At 40.5% G+C, this 18238-nt stretch carries 15 protein-coding genes; 12 read left to right on the top strand and 3 right to left on the bottom strand.

Going from position 1 to position 18238, the window contains the following annotated elements:
- Positions 1–2 precede the first annotated feature (2 nt).
- The gene (fucP, locus tag DSM03_RS15115; protein WP_128762591.1) at positions 3–1328 is read left to right on the top strand and encodes an L-fucose:H+ symporter permease; all 1326 of its coding nucleotides are present in this window, start codon (positions 3–5) and stop codon (positions 1326–1328) included.
- Positions 1329–1330: 2 nt separating this feature from the next.
- Positions 1331–1675: an L-rhamnose mutarotase gene (locus DSM03_RS15110; RefSeq protein WP_128762590.1), complete on the top strand. Its 345-nt coding sequence runs from the start codon at positions 1331–1333 to the stop codon at positions 1673–1675.
- 1487 nt (positions 1676–3162) lie between these two features.
- On the opposite strand, the gene DSM03_RS15105 is transcribed toward DSM03_RS15110, so the two are convergent.
- Both DSM03_RS15105 and DSM03_RS15100 read right to left on the bottom strand, forming a co-directional pair.
- Positions 3163–4068, bottom strand: coding sequence for a DUF6892 domain-containing protein (locus DSM03_RS15105; protein ID WP_128762589.1), 906 nt, complete (start codon positions 4066–4068; stop codon positions 3163–3165).
- Positions 4069–4086: 18 nt separating this feature from the next.
- Positions 4087–4530 carry an SMI1/KNR4 family protein gene (locus DSM03_RS15100; protein ID WP_128762588.1) on the bottom strand — a complete coding sequence of 148 codons (444 nt, stop codon included), beginning with the start codon at positions 4528–4530 and terminating at the stop codon, positions 4087–4089.
- Between the two features lie 199 nt (positions 4531–4729).
- Here DSM03_RS15100 and DSM03_RS15095 point away from each other — a divergent pair, with 199 nt between their 5' ends.
- The 9 genes from DSM03_RS15095 to DSM03_RS15055 all read left to right on the top strand — a co-directional run bounded on the left by DSM03_RS15095 (position 4730) and on the right by DSM03_RS15055 (position 16410).
- Entirely contained in the window at positions 4730–5080 is a 351-nt protein-coding gene (locus tag DSM03_RS15095) for a hypothetical protein (protein ID WP_128762587.1), read from the top strand.
- 2 nt (positions 5081–5082) lie between these two features.
- On the top strand, positions 5083–5949 hold the full coding sequence (locus tag DSM03_RS15090) for a hypothetical protein (RefSeq protein ID WP_128762586.1): 867 nt from the start codon (positions 5083–5085) through the stop codon (positions 5947–5949).
- Complete coding sequence (locus tag DSM03_RS15085; RefSeq protein ID WP_128762585.1) at positions 5950–7077, top strand: adenylosuccinate synthetase; 1128 nt, start codon at positions 5950–5952, stop codon at positions 7075–7077.
- Between the two features lie 109 nt (positions 7078–7186).
- On the top strand, positions 7187–8227 hold the full coding sequence (locus DSM03_RS15080) for an SMI1/KNR4 family protein (RefSeq protein ID WP_128762584.1): 1041 nt from the start codon (positions 7187–7189) through the stop codon (positions 8225–8227).
- Between the two features lie 90 nt (positions 8228–8317).
- Positions 8318–10879: a hypothetical protein gene (locus DSM03_RS15075; protein ID WP_128762583.1), complete on the top strand. Its 2562-nt coding sequence runs from the start codon at positions 8318–8320 to the stop codon at positions 10877–10879.
- Between the two features lie 3 nt (positions 10880–10882).
- Entirely contained in the window at positions 10883–11539 is a 657-nt protein-coding gene (locus tag DSM03_RS15070; protein WP_128762582.1) for a DUF1266 domain-containing protein, read from the top strand.
- A gap of 2 nt (positions 11540–11541) precedes the next feature.
- The gene (locus DSM03_RS15065) at positions 11542–13785 is read left to right on the top strand and encodes a tetratricopeptide repeat protein (protein WP_128762581.1); all 2244 of its coding nucleotides are present in this window, start codon (positions 11542–11544) and stop codon (positions 13783–13785) included.
- Between the two features lie 16 nt (positions 13786–13801).
- Positions 13802–15766 carry a tetratricopeptide repeat-containing sensor histidine kinase gene (locus DSM03_RS15060; RefSeq protein ID WP_128762580.1) on the top strand — a complete coding sequence of 655 codons (1965 nt, stop codon included), beginning with the start codon at positions 13802–13804 and terminating at the stop codon, positions 15764–15766.
- A gap of 5 nt (positions 15767–15771) precedes the next feature.
- On the top strand, positions 15772–16410 hold the full coding sequence (locus tag DSM03_RS15055; protein ID WP_128762579.1) for a response regulator transcription factor: 639 nt from the start codon (positions 15772–15774) through the stop codon (positions 16408–16410).
- A 92-nt stretch (positions 16411–16502) separates the two neighbouring features.
- On the opposite strand, the gene DSM03_RS15050 is transcribed toward DSM03_RS15055, so the two are convergent.
- The gene (locus DSM03_RS15050) at positions 16503–17492 is read right to left on the bottom strand and encodes a hypothetical protein (RefSeq protein ID WP_128762578.1); all 990 of its coding nucleotides are present in this window, start codon (positions 17490–17492) and stop codon (positions 16503–16505) included.
- Positions 17493–17751: 259 nt separating this feature from the next.
- On the opposite strand from DSM03_RS15050, the gene DSM03_RS15045 reads away from it, so the two are divergent.
- Complete coding sequence (locus DSM03_RS15045) at positions 17752–18147, top strand: hypothetical protein (protein WP_128762577.1); 396 nt, start codon at positions 17752–17754, stop codon at positions 18145–18147.
- The last annotated feature ends 91 nt before the right edge of the window (positions 18148–18238 follow it).

The raw sequence follows: 18238 nt of genomic DNA, 5'->3' as shown, positions 1-18238 counted from the left end.
CTATGGATAATCAATCAAAAGTACCAGTAGTAGCCAAGTCGGTATTGCTGCCATTCATATTAATAACTTCTTTATTTGCACTGTGGGGTTTCGCAAACGATATCACAAACCCAATGGTTTCGGCATTTAAAAAGGTACTGGAGCTTGACAATTTTCAGGCTTCGCTGGTGCAGCTAGCGTTTTACGGCGGCTATTTTACGATGGCGCTACCGGCGGCGATTTTTGTTAATCGTTTTTCGTATAAAAAAGGAGTTCTGCTTGGTTTGGGCCTATATGCTTTGGGTGCCTTATTATTTTATCCGGCAGCAGCTTATGAAGAGTTTGGGTTCTTTCTGGCTGCGCTTTACATTTTGACTTTCGGTCTTGCTTTTTTAGAAACTACGGCAAATCCCTACATCCTGTCTATGGGTGCAGAAAAAACCGCAACTCAGCGTCTTAACCTGGCTCAGGCCTTTAACCCAATGGGAGCTTTGTTGGGCTTGATCGTAGCACAAAAATTCATTTTGGCTTCGCTGCAATCAGACGATTTACTACCTGACGGAACCACGGTCTACTCCACACTCGGTGAGGAAGCCAAGGCTGTGGTGCGCACCGCAGATTTAGCAGTGATCCGCGATCCGTATGTGTTGCTGGGTATCGTGGTTATTGGCTTTTTGGTTGTAATTAGTCTGGTTAATATGCCACAAAATGAACATCAGGAAAATAAAGTAAGTATTGGCGGATCGATCAAGCGGCTTTTTAAATCCCGTAAATTTACCGGTGGCGTTATCGCTCAGGCTTTTTATGTGGGTGCTCAGATTATGTGTTGGACCTATCTGTATCAATATGCAGAATCTTTTGGTATTGAGAATACCGAAGCGGTAAACTACGGCATTGCTGCTTTGGTGGTGTTTCTTATTGGCAGATGGGTTGGGACCGCATTGCTCAAGTATGTAGATTCTGGAAAATTATTGCTGTTCTTCGCAATTGGCGCCGCGCTTGCAACTCTAATTACCATTATGGTGCCGGGAATGATTGGTTTAATTGCATTGGTAAGCATTTCGTTTTTTATGTCAATTATGTTCCCAACCATTTATGGGATTGCTCTCGAGGGTCAGGGTGAAGATGCCAAATTTGGTGCCGCATTCCTGGTGATGGCTATCGTGGGAGGTGCTTTGATGCCAACACTGCAGGGCTTAATATTAGATTTAGGAGGTTCGGGCTATACTGATATTAGTATTCTGGGAGTTCCGGAGGTTAATTTTTCATTTATCCTGCCTTTTGTCTGTTTTGTAATAATTGGCATCTACGGAAGAGACGTGTACAAGAAGTATAATATCAATCTTTGAGAATGAAAACAACCCGACACTACTTTGCGTGTGATCTTAAAGATGATGCGGATTTGATTGCTGAATATGAAAAGTACCATAAAGAGGTCTGGCCCGAAGTTCTAAAGAGTATTAAAGATGCCGGAATAAGCGATATGGAAATTTACCGATGCGGTAACCGACTCTTTATGATTATGGAAACTACCGCTGACTACGATCCTGAACGTAAAAAGCAGATGGATTTAAATAATCCCAAAGTACAGGAATGGGAAAATTTAATGTGGAAATACCAACAAGCTCTTCCGTTTGCTAATCCCGGCGAAAAATGGATAGGGATGGGGCGTATATTTAAACTGTCCGCTTTATAGGGTGGACTTCAGTTCATGGTAGAACAAGCAAATGCGCCAGTGTTAGATAAGGAAGATGGTCTATCGATAACGATTTACCATCTGCAGAATAGGAGTCAAAGCCGCTGAGCAAAGTCTCATTATCCTTACCTATTGACAAGGCCTTACAAATCCCTTATATTTACTTGATAATCCAGATAGCGGTTTACATTAAAGGCAATTGTTTTAATGTCTTGAAGGACTGCCTTTGTCAGTACACATGCTTTTATTAAGGTAGTATACTAATGTAAGGTAATGCTTTCCTTTAGACGGCACACAGTATAAGCTAGGGTAAAGTAAAGACTCTTGCATAGAGGCAATTTGGTACTTCAAGACGAGCATACTAAATTATCTGCCCTAAACAACCTGTGCTGTAAGTATACCTTTTTGAACACTCCCAGCACTCTGTTTACCCAAGGTTCACCCGCAGTTCACCCACGTTTCACCCGAGGTTCACCCGTGGATAGAGCATAGCAAAAGCAGGGTAACGGTACCCTAACGCTATGGGAGGTATTAGACTGAGGTTCTCATCCAATAGTTGTAGATGCAAGGCTATCCTTCCAAAAAATGCAATTTCTAGAAATTTACACTCCGTAATTTTTAAATAATGATACCCTTTTTCGTGTGATTATGGATTTCCGTAAAGTGATTATAAAATAAATGATTAGATTTATATACGTAACTCAAAAGTGTTTATATCCCGTAAATTTTAAGGGGATATGTATATATTTAACGTTCATATAACGAGTTGTCGATAGTTTCCCACACTTGAAAAACCTTTTAATTTCTTGAGTTGACGACAGTAGAAAATTTAAAAAAAATAAATTGAATGATTAAAATTTAAAAAAAATAAATACTTAATATTCAATACCTTAATTAGTAAAGAAATTCTAATAAATACATTAAAATACATAACAAGCGAAAAATCAAAAGAGAAAAATGATATTGATGAAATTATGATTTTCGCTTATGATGATAAAAAGGATTTAACAAATGGTGGCGGATTTTACACTTTTGGAAAACTCTTTTGGGGACCAAATAAAACAGGTACTGTTACGTCCGAAATTGCCGAAAGAAATATTAGAGATTCGTATAAATTTGAAGAGCTATAAAAGATAAAGTTGGTAATATTAAGAAAACTCACTTACCAACAAAACTGGAATCAGACATTTATAATTCCATAATGGCTGATGAGAATATTGAAATGGAGGAAGACAAATTAAACAAAATGGTAATTAAAAAATTTAGAATTAAAGCTGAAGAGTAACTGAATGCAATTTGGTTAAAACTTACAGCGTATAAAAATGAATATCTACCGCCAATAAGATGGTAGTCGTTGCATAAGCCCTTAACAATTAAAAAATACATTCATTTAAACTGTGCCGATAGCTAGGGATGAGCGGTTTTCTAGTTTTAAACGGTACGTGTAACCTAAAAAGCTCGATAAATAGACTTTCTTTTTAGGCTACTCAAAGCCATTCCGCTTCAATACCTAATTTTTCAAAATCATCTACAATATGATCTTTGGCGTAACACAAGGTTACTTTTTTCAAGTTGGGAAAGTGATGAGCATCTGCTACGCTTTCGATATCCCAATACGCTACATCGCCACCCGAGAACGGTATTAAATTCATATAGATATCGTTACCGCCATCTTGGTAGAGCTCCGTAAGTTTAGGGGCTAAACGTTGAGGAACCGGGAAATCTTTAAAGTATTGCGTCACTTCTGCAATGGGTTCATAGCCTTCTTCATCTATATCAATAGCTCTTTGGGGGTACCATTTTGCAAATTCGTGTACATCAAACTTAGGAGTCAAGAGCCCTTGCGTATACATCAATTCTTCAATTACCGAAAGTTTAAATCCAAAATCTGTAAATGTGATAAGCGCTTCATCAGGAATGGGAATTACATATTTATCTATGGGTATGCCTGCCGAACGATCGTAAGCTTCGTACTGACTCACTTCAATGGCTTTAATAGCATCAGCATCTGCATCAAACCAGGCACTTATCGTATTTAAAACCAAGGCGCCCGAAGTATCTCCGTCAAAGAGTTTGACCCGTTTTTCCGGGTGTTGATGATAGTAGCTGGCAATAGCTTCATCTTCAAAACTAAAGCTTCCGGTGAAGGTTTGGGAAGGACTAAATTGATAATTCTCTGCTTCAAAGATGATGCTTAAGGCATAGATTAGATGCGCTTCTTTAGAATAACCTAAGATACCCAGTTTGTCCCAGGTGTATACCCCGCCTTTTTTGCCTTTAAAATGACGCGGTTTCTCTGCAAATACATTTTCCAACGCAGCTAAAGAGATGGGGAATGATACGGGCTGGTTATTGATGGTAAAACCAGTTGAAGTCAGCTGTATATCGATCATAATAAAGTTTTAAAGGTTTTATAATGGATTTTGATGGTTTAAGAATTGATCAAACGATGCTGAGATTTTAGTCACTTCGCCGCCATCGTGATCATACGCCCATACCGAAAAATCAGCTTCCGGATCCAGATAGAGGTAGTCTCCGTTTTCGTGACCAATTACAAAACCTCTGGCCACCCGATCTAGCTTTACCGGACCACAATGTGCCGAATGCGCATAAAGCTCTGCTATATTTTCGCCCGCTACGTACGTGTAAAGCTTTAAACATTCATAATTCGCAGCTTCACCAACTCCCTTCATCGGCCAGCGTTTTAACAAGGCTGCTTGTCCCATCATCGTCCAGGTACGTGCATCATCGTGTTCGCTAGTTTCAATTTGAGTGCCTTCAGGATTTTCATCGAGAAATTGAAGGTAGCTACTGGGTAATTCTTGCTGAAAGGTTTCGCTAAAAGCTAATGACATAGTATCATAGAGTATTTAAAAGTTCGGTTACAAAATTGCACACATTTTAAGGGAATAAGCTAACCGTTTTCAGGGATATTGAATTTTAGGAGAAGTTGTATTCAAGGAAAACCAAAAATCAACCCTTAACTGAAAATTCCCCGAATTCAGGGATAATAATACGCAAATTGAATAGTTAACTTTGTAAGAAATCACAACTATGGAAGATCATAAACACCAAGCCGCTTTTTTAGACTCATTAAAGCGTAACAACGATAAAATACGAGACGACCGTGCTCATGCTATTGCAGAAGATGCGCAGTTGATGTACAAACGGGAAACCGAAGATTTGGCCCTGTCTTTAAAACGTTTAAAGCGCGAACAAGAAAATATGCTGGATATGAGTCCTACAGATGCCAATAGTCTGGTATTAGCTTCAGATTTTGATGCTAAGAATTATGTCGCTAAAGACTTAGAAATGGCGGTCAAAATAAGAAACTTAGAAATCAAATTAGAACTTGCCAAGAAGCGCTACGCGTATTTATTTGGTGGTAAAATAGAAAAACTATAATTATGGGAGGAGGAAGATTTAGTAACGAAGCTTACGAACAGTTAAGAAGATCTAAAGGATATCAAAACAAATCTCGCGAAGAGATATTTACCGCAAGAAACATCGATCCCGAAATGGATCCAGCAAAAGCACTTGTACGCGAATCTAGAGATTCTGAAGAGCATCCGGAGTCCCTTTCTATTATCGTAGGTTTAGATGTGACTGGCAGTATGGGCTTTGTGCCTGAGCTCATAGTAAAAGAAGCTCTGCCAGATCTTATCGGTTCACTTATGGAAGCCGGTATAGAACATCCCCAAGTACTGTTTATGGGGCTTGGCGATTTTGTGTACGATAGTGCCCCGTTGCAAGTAGGTCAATTTGAATCTTCGGCAGAATTGTTAGACCGCTGGTTAACCCGCGTATACTTAGAAGGCGGCGGTGGCGGTAACAATCAGGAAGGCTATAACCTGGCACATCTCTTTGCTGCCCGACATACCACAATAGATTGTTGGGAAAAAAGAAAACAAAAAGGCTTTTTATTTACGATAGGAGACGAGCCTGTATTTAAAGAGCTTCCGGGAGAAATTATTCGTAAATACACCTGTACCAATGAAGCTGCAAGTATTAGTACGGAAGCGATTATTAAAGAAGCACAAGAAAAATACAACGTCTATCACATTCATTTAGAACATAACGAATGGTCTAAAAAGGATATGCGAAAAGGAAACTGGAAAGAATTGCTGGGGGAAAACTTTATCGAATTATCCTATTATAAACGCGTAGCCAAGCGTATTGCTGAAGTGGTGATTCAAAATCATTTGCCTACTACAACATCTTCAGGAAACACCAGTTCGTCGCATTCAGGTATTGACGTAGAAAATATGCTATAAATGCCAAAGTGCAGCATAGTTATAGATTTAGGTTTTGGCGATGCCGGAAAAGGGGCGACCACCCATTTTCTGGCATCACAACAACCTGAAGAAAGTTTGGTGGTTCGCTTTTCAGGAGGACATCAGGTGGGGCATACCGTAACTACCAGGGAGCTTGAACATACCTTTAGTAATTTTGGATCAGGAACCGTGCAGGGTGTTCCTACTTATTATAGCGCGCATACGACGCTTTTTCCACCGGCCATTTTGCAAGAAGGGAATTACCTAAAAGCCTACCAGCCCAAGTTGTATGTGCATCCATTGGCTAAGATCACCACCATCTATGATATTGCCTATAATCGTGCTGTAGAAAAACAGCAAGGTCATGGCTCTTGCGGTTTAGGTTTTGGGGCGACTATAGCCCGGGATCGGGATGAGGTTTATTTCTATGCGAACGATTTACAATTTCCCTGGGTAATTCAGCAGCGTTTACAGAGTATTCAGAACTTTTACCAAAGCAAAATAGCGCAGCAACCTCAAGCCGTTCAAGAGTATTATACAGACGAATTGCAGCACTATGACGAAGCGTATTTTATAGAAAGCTGCCTTAACATCAAGTCTTTTTACGAGATCTCACAATTAGCGCAGCTAGCAGACACCTATCAACATTTTATTTTTGAAGGCAGTCAGGGTATTTTGCTAGATACCCAACACGGTTTTCATCCGCATACCACATGGAGTGCAACCACTTCTAAAAACGCTATTGAGCTTATTTTAACTGAACTGAGCGATGCACAGATCACTATGTATTACGTGACCCGTTGTTACCAAACCCGTCACGGCAATGGCCCGATGAGCAGTAAAACTCCCGTAACCTTAATAAATAACGCTCATGAAGCCAATGTAACCAATGAGTTTCAGGGGGAGTTTAGAACGCGCGCTTTAGATCCTGACTTGCTCAATTATGCATTGAGTTGCGATGCCATTCATCAGCAAGACCTATCCCTCACCAAAAATTTAGTCGTCACCTGTTTAGATCAGTTGCCAGATTTTTCTGTAGAACAATTACTGGAGCAACTTTCCATTTCGTTTACCAAAGTCTACGGCAGTTTTGGACCTCGTCTGGAACATATAAAAATACTCAAGTAGTATTTCTTCAAACGCTTTTGGTACTTCCTAATTTCCAAAATCACCCTTTTCAGGGATACATGGCAAGCCATTCTCCAATACCTTCGTTTTCTTAAAAAATGAAGCTATTATGAACAGTACAATTGCCTATAACGAGGACATATATCACAAGAAATGGGAGGATTTTTATTTTGAACCCATTAGTATAACCACGCTTCCGGAGCTTACAGATCCTGAAAGTTATAAGAACAGTTTTACCTTTAGAGATGCCCTGTTAACGGCCTTTGAAAAGCTCTCCGGCAAAAAAGTTTTAAAACTGTTGCTAATTACGCCCGATCTGAACACCAATGCTCATTTTTACGGTGTTGCTTATTTAGAAGGTAAAGAAATACACACCGCAACCATTCAGAAGACGGCAATTTTTAAGCAGTGGTATGCTTGTATCAACGATGATGAGGAAGATCTGGCCAAGCCAAAATTATTCAACTTTTCAAGCAATAGCTACAGTTACAGCCCAATTACTACTCAAAAGCACGGGCAGATTTTTGAAGCTACGGGAGAATTTATCGCCGATGCGATTCCGAATGCATTTATTGCAGAACAATTAGCCCAAGAAAAAGCCGATTTTATACAACCTTTTATTCAGTTAGCGGCCGATTATGATTTTGAAGCGATAAAAGCAAATTTTGAAAAACTGGTAGCCAAAAATGCGTGGAAGGTGATTCCCCCAACCGATAATCAAAAGCTTTATGCCGAATTTGAAGCAGAAGCGGGTTTTGCAGTTCCGCAGCTGCTTAAAGATTTTTTAAGCCTGCACAACGGCATTGAAAACACCCGTTTTTTAAGCGCAGCATCTATGCTAAAAGAGTGGAGAGACTGGCAAAGCGTATATACCGAATGGACGCAAGAAGAATTGTTAGATACCTACAGCACCAATGAAGGGAAGACCTTGTTGATGTACACCACACCTTATTGGATTCCGTTTTTCGATTTGTACAACGGTAATTTTATCGCTTTAGATTTTGCACCTACAGAAAAGGGAATTCCTGGACAGGTCATACGTTTTGGTGCCGATCAGGAAATTGGATATCAGGAAGCCGAAAGTTTAAATGCTTTTTTAGAAGAACTATTGCATTCTGAGGAATTTGAAGAGTTTGAAGACGAGTACTAAGCTTGCTTAACCGATCAAATTCAATAAAAAACAGGTATCGACTTTCGCAACTTAGCCGGTGTGAACTCTAAATAAAACAAACTTAAAATCGTGGATGATAATTTGAATAACGCGAGTGCTTCAGCACTCTTTAACGATCGACTTTTACCCAAGCTGGATCTTTCAGATTTAGAAACTGCCGAGCAGCAAGCTTTGCTGCAGGTGCTGCAATTGATGAATGCTGAAGATTCCCCTTCTTATTTAGAACTAAAAGAAAATCTGGGAAATCAAGCTGTGACTCCTGACTTTTCAGCAGCTTTATCCCAACAGATTTATCAGCATCCTGAAATTTATGCCGATGAAGCTCAGGGATTTGATTGGGTAGCTTCTTGGCTTCCTTTACTGAAAAACGGATTTTTTCCGGATGAACAGCATACCGAAAAACTCCTTGAATTTCTTTATTTTGGATTAGCATTTTTACAGTCAGAAAAAATCTCAGAAGAAAGGCAAGCACAGGTTTTTGAAGTCTTGTCGGTATTGATTCATAGTCAATCTGAAGCTTCCTTACTGGTAGCGCGTTTTTTACTCCATCGCGCTTTTGATCTTCGCGATTACCAGACGTCGCATTTTTTGGTGCAGCAGTGTTTAAGCTTCAAATTATTAGCCGAAACCTATTTTGCCAAAGACGAGAACGAGGTTTTACAGGAATTCCCATTTAGATTAAACGCCATTTTTGTTGAACATTTTTATAAAGGCAGTTGGGAGTTGCTCCTGGAAAGTATGCATCAGGTTTTACCGGTAAGTATACCAGGTAAACCGGGAGCTTTCGAAGTTTTAAAACCTTGGTTAAGCGAAGAGTTGGCGTCGTTTTATGCAGCAAATGAGGATTGGGCCATACACGCCCATCAACGCTTGGTAGAGCGCGTACTTTTTACAGAAGATGAAAGTCTTGAGTACCTGAATCTTCACACCGCAGCGGGGAAATACCCCTTGATTACTGCATTTGCCGAGAAAGAATGGGACGAGAGTGACGTGTTGCTGTTCAGTTTAAAAGATAAAAACATTCCTTTAGCACAAACAGAAGCGGGCTTTTACAAACTGCAAGATTGGTTATTGGCCAATAAGGGAACCAATTTTAACCGGGAGGCTTTTGATAATTACGGGAAAGCCGTTTTCGCAGTAAATAGTGCCCGTGAATTGCCGGTAAAGTCAATTTCACTCTGGTTTGAGATGTGTAATGCTGCTCAAAAGAATTTGCGACAAAAAGCCTATTTCAATGAGGTGTTTTCGCATTTGCTTACAGACTGGCAAGCCAAAAAATTGCCCGTAATGAGCAAAGACGGGAATGCGTTTCAAGTCACCGGGATGTATGTGCTTACTCATGTGTTGGGTGAGCTTACTTCCCTTAAAGATGGGTTGCCTGCCTATCAAGCTTCAGGCTTGGCAGATCCATTAAATCAGTTTTTACTGCTTTGTCTTTACGATTTCCGCAGCAATTTAAAAGAACAGATCAGTGAAGAACGTAACGCTGTTTTATACGATTATCTAATAAGCATAGCTTATTCTGCAAGAGAAACAAAACCCTATTTACGAGAAACCGGAGTACAGCTTTGTGTTGAAATTTTAACGACAGTTTACAGGCATACCCAAACCTTTGCCCAAGTGAATGAGATTGCATCATTAAAGAATCTTCAAAGCAGCGTTGTAGCCCAATGCGAGGATTTTGCAAAATTTCACTACGTAAATGAAAAAACCGACTTGACGCCACAAATCATCCAAAATTGGTATTTGTTTTTAAATGAGTATTACTACAGCCTGGGGAAAGAGTTTTTATGGGTAGATGCGGTATTGAAATCTCAGGGAGCGCGTTTAGCAGCTTATTTTAATGCAGAAGAGAAGGGAAGTTTTCCTGATGAGATACTGTATAGACTGTATAAATTTTTAAAAATGTGCAGTAAAGGTTCTGATTCTTATTCTGAATTGGGCAGCATAGGTTCAGCCATCGCGACGCATATCAGTCATGTGCTACACGACTTAAAACCCGAGAAGTTATCTAAAAATGTAGTGACAATTTTATACGACTACATCAACGGTCCAGAGATTAATGCCTTCCATCAAATGCAATTAGAAAATGAGATTCTTCCGTTCTACGCCTATTATTTTCAAAAAGAAAAAACCACCAAAACACTAAGTGAGGAGGAGGACGCAGCAATAGAAGAAGAACGAATTGATGATGACGGCGAAGAAGAAGAAGCGGCAATAGAACCAGCAGCTATAGCATTCGATTCTGAAGCGCCACTGAGTAAAGAGATTTTAGAGCAGGTGATTATAGGGCTTTCCAACTACCAAAACTCCGGAATAGCGAGCAGTGTTTACCAGACATTTCTAGCGAAAAATGAGGCTGAACTAAAAGCCTTGTTAGAAGAAGATACCGCACTTAAAATGAACATGCATCAGGTATTGTACCTATTGATTATCGACCTGGAAGCCGCTCCCGGTAGTACTTATGAAGCTTATGGAAATCTGGGTAGAAGCCTTTTTGTGACGCTGGTCAAAGGTTCTTCTATGGCGTTAAGCTATACACAAGGGCTGGAAATGATGGCGGCCTCTGGCGCATATCCCGAAAAACTCACCCAGGCTTTACAACACGTAGTGACCGATTTAAACGCATAACCGATGAATACAGAAGAAATCACAACCCAAATCCAGAAGCAATTGAACTTTTCGGCTTTGCTTTTAAAAAAACATTCCGATGAAGTAGATCTTGAAAGTTGGTTTGGCTTCAACCTGATTAACGAGTGGCACATTAAATCTGCAAAACGCCTGCTCAAGTATTACGGCATCCATTCAGGCTTGCACCTGCGCAGTGCACTGTTTGAATATGAAACGGGGATGAGAGTTTCTGCTCCTTTTGAAAAGTTAGCAGCGAGCTTGCGTCTGGATACCACCAGCAGTTTTGAAACCAAATACAACGCACTGAACAATGTAACCCAAGAGCATCAATACACGCTCGCATGGAAATATAGATTCAGCCTAAAAGATCAAAAACTAAAAGGCTACGAACTTGCGAAATACGTGTTCTTGATGCGTTTAGGAGGGATTTTAAATTATATGGAATTCGAGGAGATTACTTTACGCTTAAGTGATGTAGAAGTGCTTCTTAAAAACACATTTGATAGCTGGGGAGCTTTTCACCGCAATGTGTGTATTGGAGATGAATTTATGAACGGACGCGGCGAGCAGGACTTAAGCTCCTATCCCGGAATATTAACCCTTTGGGAATGTTACCAGCGTATGCACATCAACTATCCCCACTGGTTTAAAGAATGGTAATTATGGAATTGACACGAGAAGAAGTACTTAAACATATTACAGCGGCCGAAGAAGCCTATACCCAGCGACTCCATCATCAATTAGAATCGCACATTGTGGTGATTCAAGAGAATTTTGATGCGTTAGGAGCACAGGATCAAGAAGTTTGTATTCGGTTTTATCGGTTGTATATGCGCTTTCTAACGCTTTTTGAAGCGGTAGATGTAGCCACGATGCAAACCTACCTGGAAGCCTTGGAAAATGAAGGCGTGGTAGAAGCTTCAGATTATGAACTGATCTGCAGTTTTTACCATAAATGTCCGCAAGAATTGTATGAAAAAGCACTGATGGCGTATTCGTATAACGAAACCTTACACCTTCATTATGCCTTAAAATTGAAGCACGAGCAGCGTTATGATGAAGCTGTACAAGTGCTTAAATACGTTTTAGAATGTTATCCGGGCGCTACCGAATTGCGTTTCTTGTTATGGGAAATCGAACAGGAATATTTAGATGAATTATGCCATACTGAACAAGAGGTTGACGCAACAGCGCTACTTGATTTGGCTTCAGCGACACACAATACATCGGTATTAAAAGGCTTGGAGCTGGACCCACGATTATCAAAAGCCGAAGGCTACCACGTTCAAATTCAATTGGCGATCTGGCAAAACAGATCGGTAGCGGTTCGGGACCAATGGCGAGCGGAGTGGAAGTTTGTAGAATTGGCAACTAAAACCCGCAACCTACTGGCCGATTATGCCAAAGCCTTTATGATGTATGATATGGTTGCAGAAGTGTTGTCATTTCCGGAAGCTCCCGAGTTTCCGGCCGAAGATTTTAACGACTTTTCAGACTATAGCGCCTATATGCAAGCCCTTACCCATGCAGGTTGGCAACGGGCACAGCACCACTATTTACTCATAGGGAAGTCCTGTTATTTCTATTCTAAAGACTTGAAGAAAATGGCATATTGCCTGCAACAAGGCTTAGAACTGCATCCTAAAAATCCGTTACTGTTAGAATTGAAGGGAAAATTCTTCTTCTTTCAAGCCGAATATCCACAAGCGGCAGAAGCCTTTAATGAGGCCTTTAGACAAGGCCTTTCGGCCACCGATTATTTACAAACTTTAATGGATTTGAATGATCGGGTAAATGACCCTAAGGGTATTTTACACGTGGTCAATCAATTTCATCAGCGGCATTTTCCCAATGCTAAAAGCACGTGTTTTAGAGGAATAGCATTGCTCAAAATGGGGCTGGTAGCAGAAGCCTTAAGCGTTTTTAATGAAGGGATTGAAGATTATCAGCAGTCAGCATTTCACGCCTGGATGTACTACTGGCGTGCGGTGATTCATCGTAAAAATAAGAACTACGAGCTTTTCTTTCAGGACATCGAACGCGAAGTGCAATTTTACGAATTGGGAAGCAGCGATTACTGCAATTCCATGAACCTGAGTATGGAAGTGCTTTTTGAAATGGGCGATTATGAAAAATGCTACCAGTATGCCTGTTATTGCCACGAGCAAGGTCGATTAGATCCAGAACTTTATCCCGTATTTCAGTGGTTGTGTTTTTATGATTTTAAAGAAAATCCCGAGGGGCTTCGTCCCGCCTCAGAAGGTGATTTGGTTCCCGATCCCGAGACGTATATTGATTACCGAAACAATGGCTTGGTGTATTGGATCATAGGAAACGAGACTGCAGCAGCAAAGTCTCTGGTAGCTGCAGCGCAAAATTCACCCGATGCAAGCGTCTATTATAAGTTGGCGTTTAGCGCTTCACGAGAAGCTTTAGATGATCACCAACTGAGTCTGGACATTTATGAGGAAATAAAAGCACAGGTTCCCGAAGCCCGAATCTGGGAAGTAGATCATCCCTATCCCGCGTTACTGAGTGCCGCCACGCATCATAAACAAGCAACAGAAGCCTGTTTAAATTTAATAGCTTCTTATCCTTACCGCGCTTTTTTCGATTATCCTCGAGATATTAATTACCTTGCGCAAGCTCTTAAAAAAAGTGCCCAAGGAGCAGAAAATATGACCGATTTTATAAGATATAGTGCGATGCTCTTAAGCACAGAAAATCCAGAGGAAAACCATTTAAAAGAGCAGCATCAAATGGTGAAAGACTTTTATAAAGACGAACTCTTTTTAAGACACAACCTTCTGGAAGCTGCCTCTCGTTTTGAACAGCCTTTAGAAGCAGTAGAGGCTCAGGATTTAGCGCATTTAAAATCCCGTTTAATAGCCACCTATTTCTCCTGATGCCCAACCTGTTGTAATGCTAAAAATTCTAACATACCGGTTTGTCCTTGTGCTTGGTTGTCTGGTACTCACTCAGGGAATTTTAGGGCAAGAAGTCCCTACTCCTAAAATAGATTCCCTGGCTACTCTTTATCGGGAACATTTAAATACCCAACCCGAGCGGGCCCAAAAAGCCGCTACCCAATGGCTTAAGCTTGCTCAGGCCAAGCAGTTAAGCCTTCAAGAGGCACGGGCACATTATGCATTGGGGAACCTGGGAAACATCACGGGAGATTACAAGAGCACGGTATTTCACGCACAGCAAACTATTAAGCTCTTAACGAAGAATAAGGTAGAAAATGGACTCGCAGCGTGTTACAACCTGCTGGCTTTGGGGTATAAAAACCTGGGTGACTACCCTAAGGCCATGGATGGCTTTGTCAAATGCTTAAGCTATGCTGAAGCTCAAAACGATGAGCAACAGGAAGCCAACGCATACCAAAATATAGCTACCCTTTACGTATTGCAAAACGATTATATAAAAGCTTCAGAAAGTTTAGACCGGGCAGCTCATTTGTATCGGGAATTAAAGGACGATGATGGGGTGCTTACCACTTTGTTCAATTTTGCCAATATTTTAAAAGAAAAAGGGAAATTTGAAGAAGCCAGAAAGCATTACCAGACGGTATTAAATTACCGGGAGCAGGAGGGAAATAAAGCGGTTATAGCCTATGTTCATATGAACCTTTCGCAGATGCTTGTGGAAGAAAAACGCTATGCCGAAGCGGTGGTTTCCTTAAAAAAAACACTGCGGCTTTTAAAAGAACTTCAATTTCAGTCAGATACCGCTATCGTATTGAACGACTTGGGACTTTCTGAAAGCAAACTGGGCAACACGCAGGAAGCCATTGATTATTTTGAGCAGGCATTAAAAATCGGGGAAGCGCAATCATTACTTCAGTATAATGCTGAAATTTATAAAAACCTGTCCCAGCTGTATCAGGATCAGGGTGCTTATAAACAAGCCCTTGAGAATTACGACAAAGGGGTACAACTTACCACAACACAAAACTCACTGGATAAGGAAAAGTACGTGGCCAAACTGCAGGAACGCTACGAAACGCAGTTAAAAGAAACCCGCATTAAACTTCTGGAAAATGAGCAGAAGCTTAGCGAGGCCGAATTACAAAAGACCGCACTGAAGTTAAAACGCCAGCGTATTGTACGTAATGCATTTATTGCCGGTTTTGTTTTGGTCTTGATTACCTTGATCCTGTTGCGCCTCTTTTACATCCAGCGGCTGCGAGTTCAAAAAGAGTTGAACTCACAGCAGGAAGAAAATGCGAGACAGCGCATCAACCAAATGATCAAAGATCATAAGCTATCTGTGATAGAGCGGTACCAGGAAGGGCAGGAGGAAGAACGTGCCCGGTTGGCACGTGAGATCCACGACGGTATAGGTAGCGATCTGGCCGGTATAAAAATCGCCTTGGAGCATTATTTAGAAGGAGCTGCAGAACAACCCAAGGCAAAACGTTTATTAGAAGCGATTAGCAATGCCTGTATGGATGTACGCGGACTGTCGCATCAACTGCATCCGTTGCCGTTTTCAAAAATAGGCTTTAGTAGTTTTCTCAATGATTTTATTGAACAGATCACTCAAAAAACCGAATTGACTATCCAAACTTTTTTATTTCCGGAAGAAGAAATTGATGAATTGCCCGATGCGCTACTGGCCGATGCGTATCGTATTGTACAGGAATTGATCAACAATATCCTGAAACACGCCGAAGCTACCCAGGCAGAAGTACAGCTCACCAAACACGAAGACCATCTTAATATTGTGATTAACGATAACGGGAAAGGCTTTCAGAAAACCAAAAAACAAGGAATTGGACTCCGCAACATCCGCGAGCGCTTACAAAAAGTAAACGGAAGTTTAGATATAGACAGCGGCTCGGGAAGCGGAACGTCTATAACCCTTGATATACCTCTAAATTAAAACTATTGAAAAAGATAAACATCATTATCGCAGACGATCACCTCATGTTTTTAGAAGGCATCAATACCATTTTACAGGATATGCCTGAAATTGATGAAATACATTTGGCTACAGAGGGTAAACAAGTCTTGCGTTTGCTGAAGCAGTTTGAAATTGATTTGATTATCAGTGACATCAGTATGCCCAAAATGGATGGTATAGAACTGCTTAAAGCAATTAAAAAGAACCATAGCGAGATCAAAATAATTATGTTGAGTATGCTCGACAATCACCGTACGGTGCATAAAGTGATTCAAAAAGGTGCACACGGATTTGTACCCAAGTTTACCAGTAAAGAAGAACTGCAAAAAGCGGTGCGCAAGGTGCTGGGTGGGGAGCAATACTTTTCAGACCTCATTAAACAACGGTATATGGAGAGTGTTTTTGAACGTAAAAAGTATAAAAACATCGAGCTTTCTCCGCGGGAAAAAGAAGTATTAAAGCTGTTGGGAGAGGAGCTCACTTCTAAAGAAATTTCAGAACAGCTTTTTATTTCTGTCAACACGGTAGAAACACACCGTAAAAACATCCTTTTAAAAACGGGCGCAAAAACCACCACCGGAGCGGTAAAATATGCTATCGAATCGGGCTTGTTTGATGATTAGTTACTCTATTAATTTCCAGTATTATCTAGTACTGTTTAGTTTTTAGTAGGCGTTGTACGTGCTGCATCAGACGTTTAAGTTGGTTAATTGAACTACCAATGGGTAGGAAACGGCAGCTGCGTTTCTATACCTTCCCAATAGGCCTCAAAAGAGTCTGGATGGGGTATAGGAGTCAGTTCAGTAAGGATAATGTGATGCGTTTCAGGATTGAAATACTGAAAAATAACTGCTGTTACCGGTGCCATCGAACGCTTAACAAGCGTATCATCGGCTTCAGATGCATCACTTAAAAACTGAATCCAAACAGCTTCTTTAAAAGTGTCTGTATTTACATACACCTTACTTGCCGGGTGCATTTGGTATTGATGATCGAGTTGCTTTAAATAATGGGTCGTTTCTTGTTCAATGCTTTTTTCGATCAATTTATAATCTTCTGCTTGCGTATTCAGACTAAAAGAAGTCAGTTTCCAATCCTCATGTTCTTCAGAAGTGGTTTTGGCTTGTAAAACAGCAGTAGAGTAGGGAGGTGTTTGTAGGTTGAATTCAAAATAATGAGAACTCAATAAATCACTTTTGTTGGTGTTCATCCTTGCGATTAAGGCGGTAAGCGTTTCTTTAAGAAGCTCTGGAGTAGGCGTGTTTTTAAACTGAAGTTGCGCGTTATAGTAGTCAAAGTCTAATGCTATGCCTTGCTTTTTTAAAGCAGCAATCATACGTTGTTTGATGCGGAAATCGGCTTCCACTTCGTTGTACTGTTCCTGAATGGATTGTGTTTGAAAGCCCCCCTGCTTAAGCGAATCTTTTTCGTTCATCAATTTAGCGTCAAAATGCAAACCAAACCGAATTTCGGGCGTTTGCTCATCAAAAATTTCCACACTAAACATATTGGGATTCATATTCCCTTCATTCCAAAACCGGGTTAGATTGGAAAAGCCTAATGCTTGTTGGGTATGTTTTTTTAAATAGCGGTCAAGTGTTTTTGCAGCTTTGTCTTTACTCATCCCGCCAAACAGGCGCGCACACGAGCTGAGACCACCCAGGATCACAAGGATTAGCATACCGATATAGATAATCGTTTTCATCTGTTACTCGTTTTTGATTGTATAAGCTACACTTCGACTAAGCCTAGTGCAGGTAGGCATTGTCTAAATCATCCTATCGGTTGGCTTGCAACTTCCGGTAATAGACAGTGTATCAAATCATGTTTAGATAAACTAATCTAAAGCATAATTCAGGGAACACCATCACGGAATTCCGTGAGATTTTACATTCATTAAAACAGGTCATTTTTCCCATTAGCTTAACCTATACATTTGAAGTATTAATTACAATTAAAAAATTATGGGATTACAAGAAAAGAAAACTGCGAAAGCAATTGAAGATCAATATGTAGCAGAGTACCAAAAAGAAATTAACGAGATTGTAGGGAAAGAAGTTCCGGTAACGATCAACTGGGACACTTTTGAACTGGACTTTATGAAGTTTGTACCTAGCGTGTGTTTGCAACGTCTTACCGATGCTTTTAAAGAAGTGTGTGCAGATGATATGGGGAAAGAAGCGGTGCAGGAAACCATCAATTCTGTTGCGGTTTATTGTATACCTAATGAAGGCGCAGAAGAGAAGAAAGAATTGAAAATAGCAGACGGTGTATTTTCGCTTACTGCCTGTTGGGGTGGTCACCACAGCGGTTATTTTCCTGATATTGCTATTAAAGAATACTTAGAAAATAATCTATAATCGCCTGAAGTTAGGAGTTTATATAAAAAACGGAAAGCTGCATCCAGCTTTCCGTTTTTTTATGATTAAAAGTAAGATTCGTGACCTCTAA

The organism is Leeuwenhoekiella aestuarii, assembly GCF_004104055.1.
GTDB lineage: Bacteria > Bacteroidota > Bacteroidia > Flavobacteriales > Flavobacteriaceae > Leeuwenhoekiella > Leeuwenhoekiella aestuarii.
The sequence above is the reverse complement of the archived record's forward strand: the minus strand, read 5'-3'. Positions and strand labels throughout refer to the sequence as shown.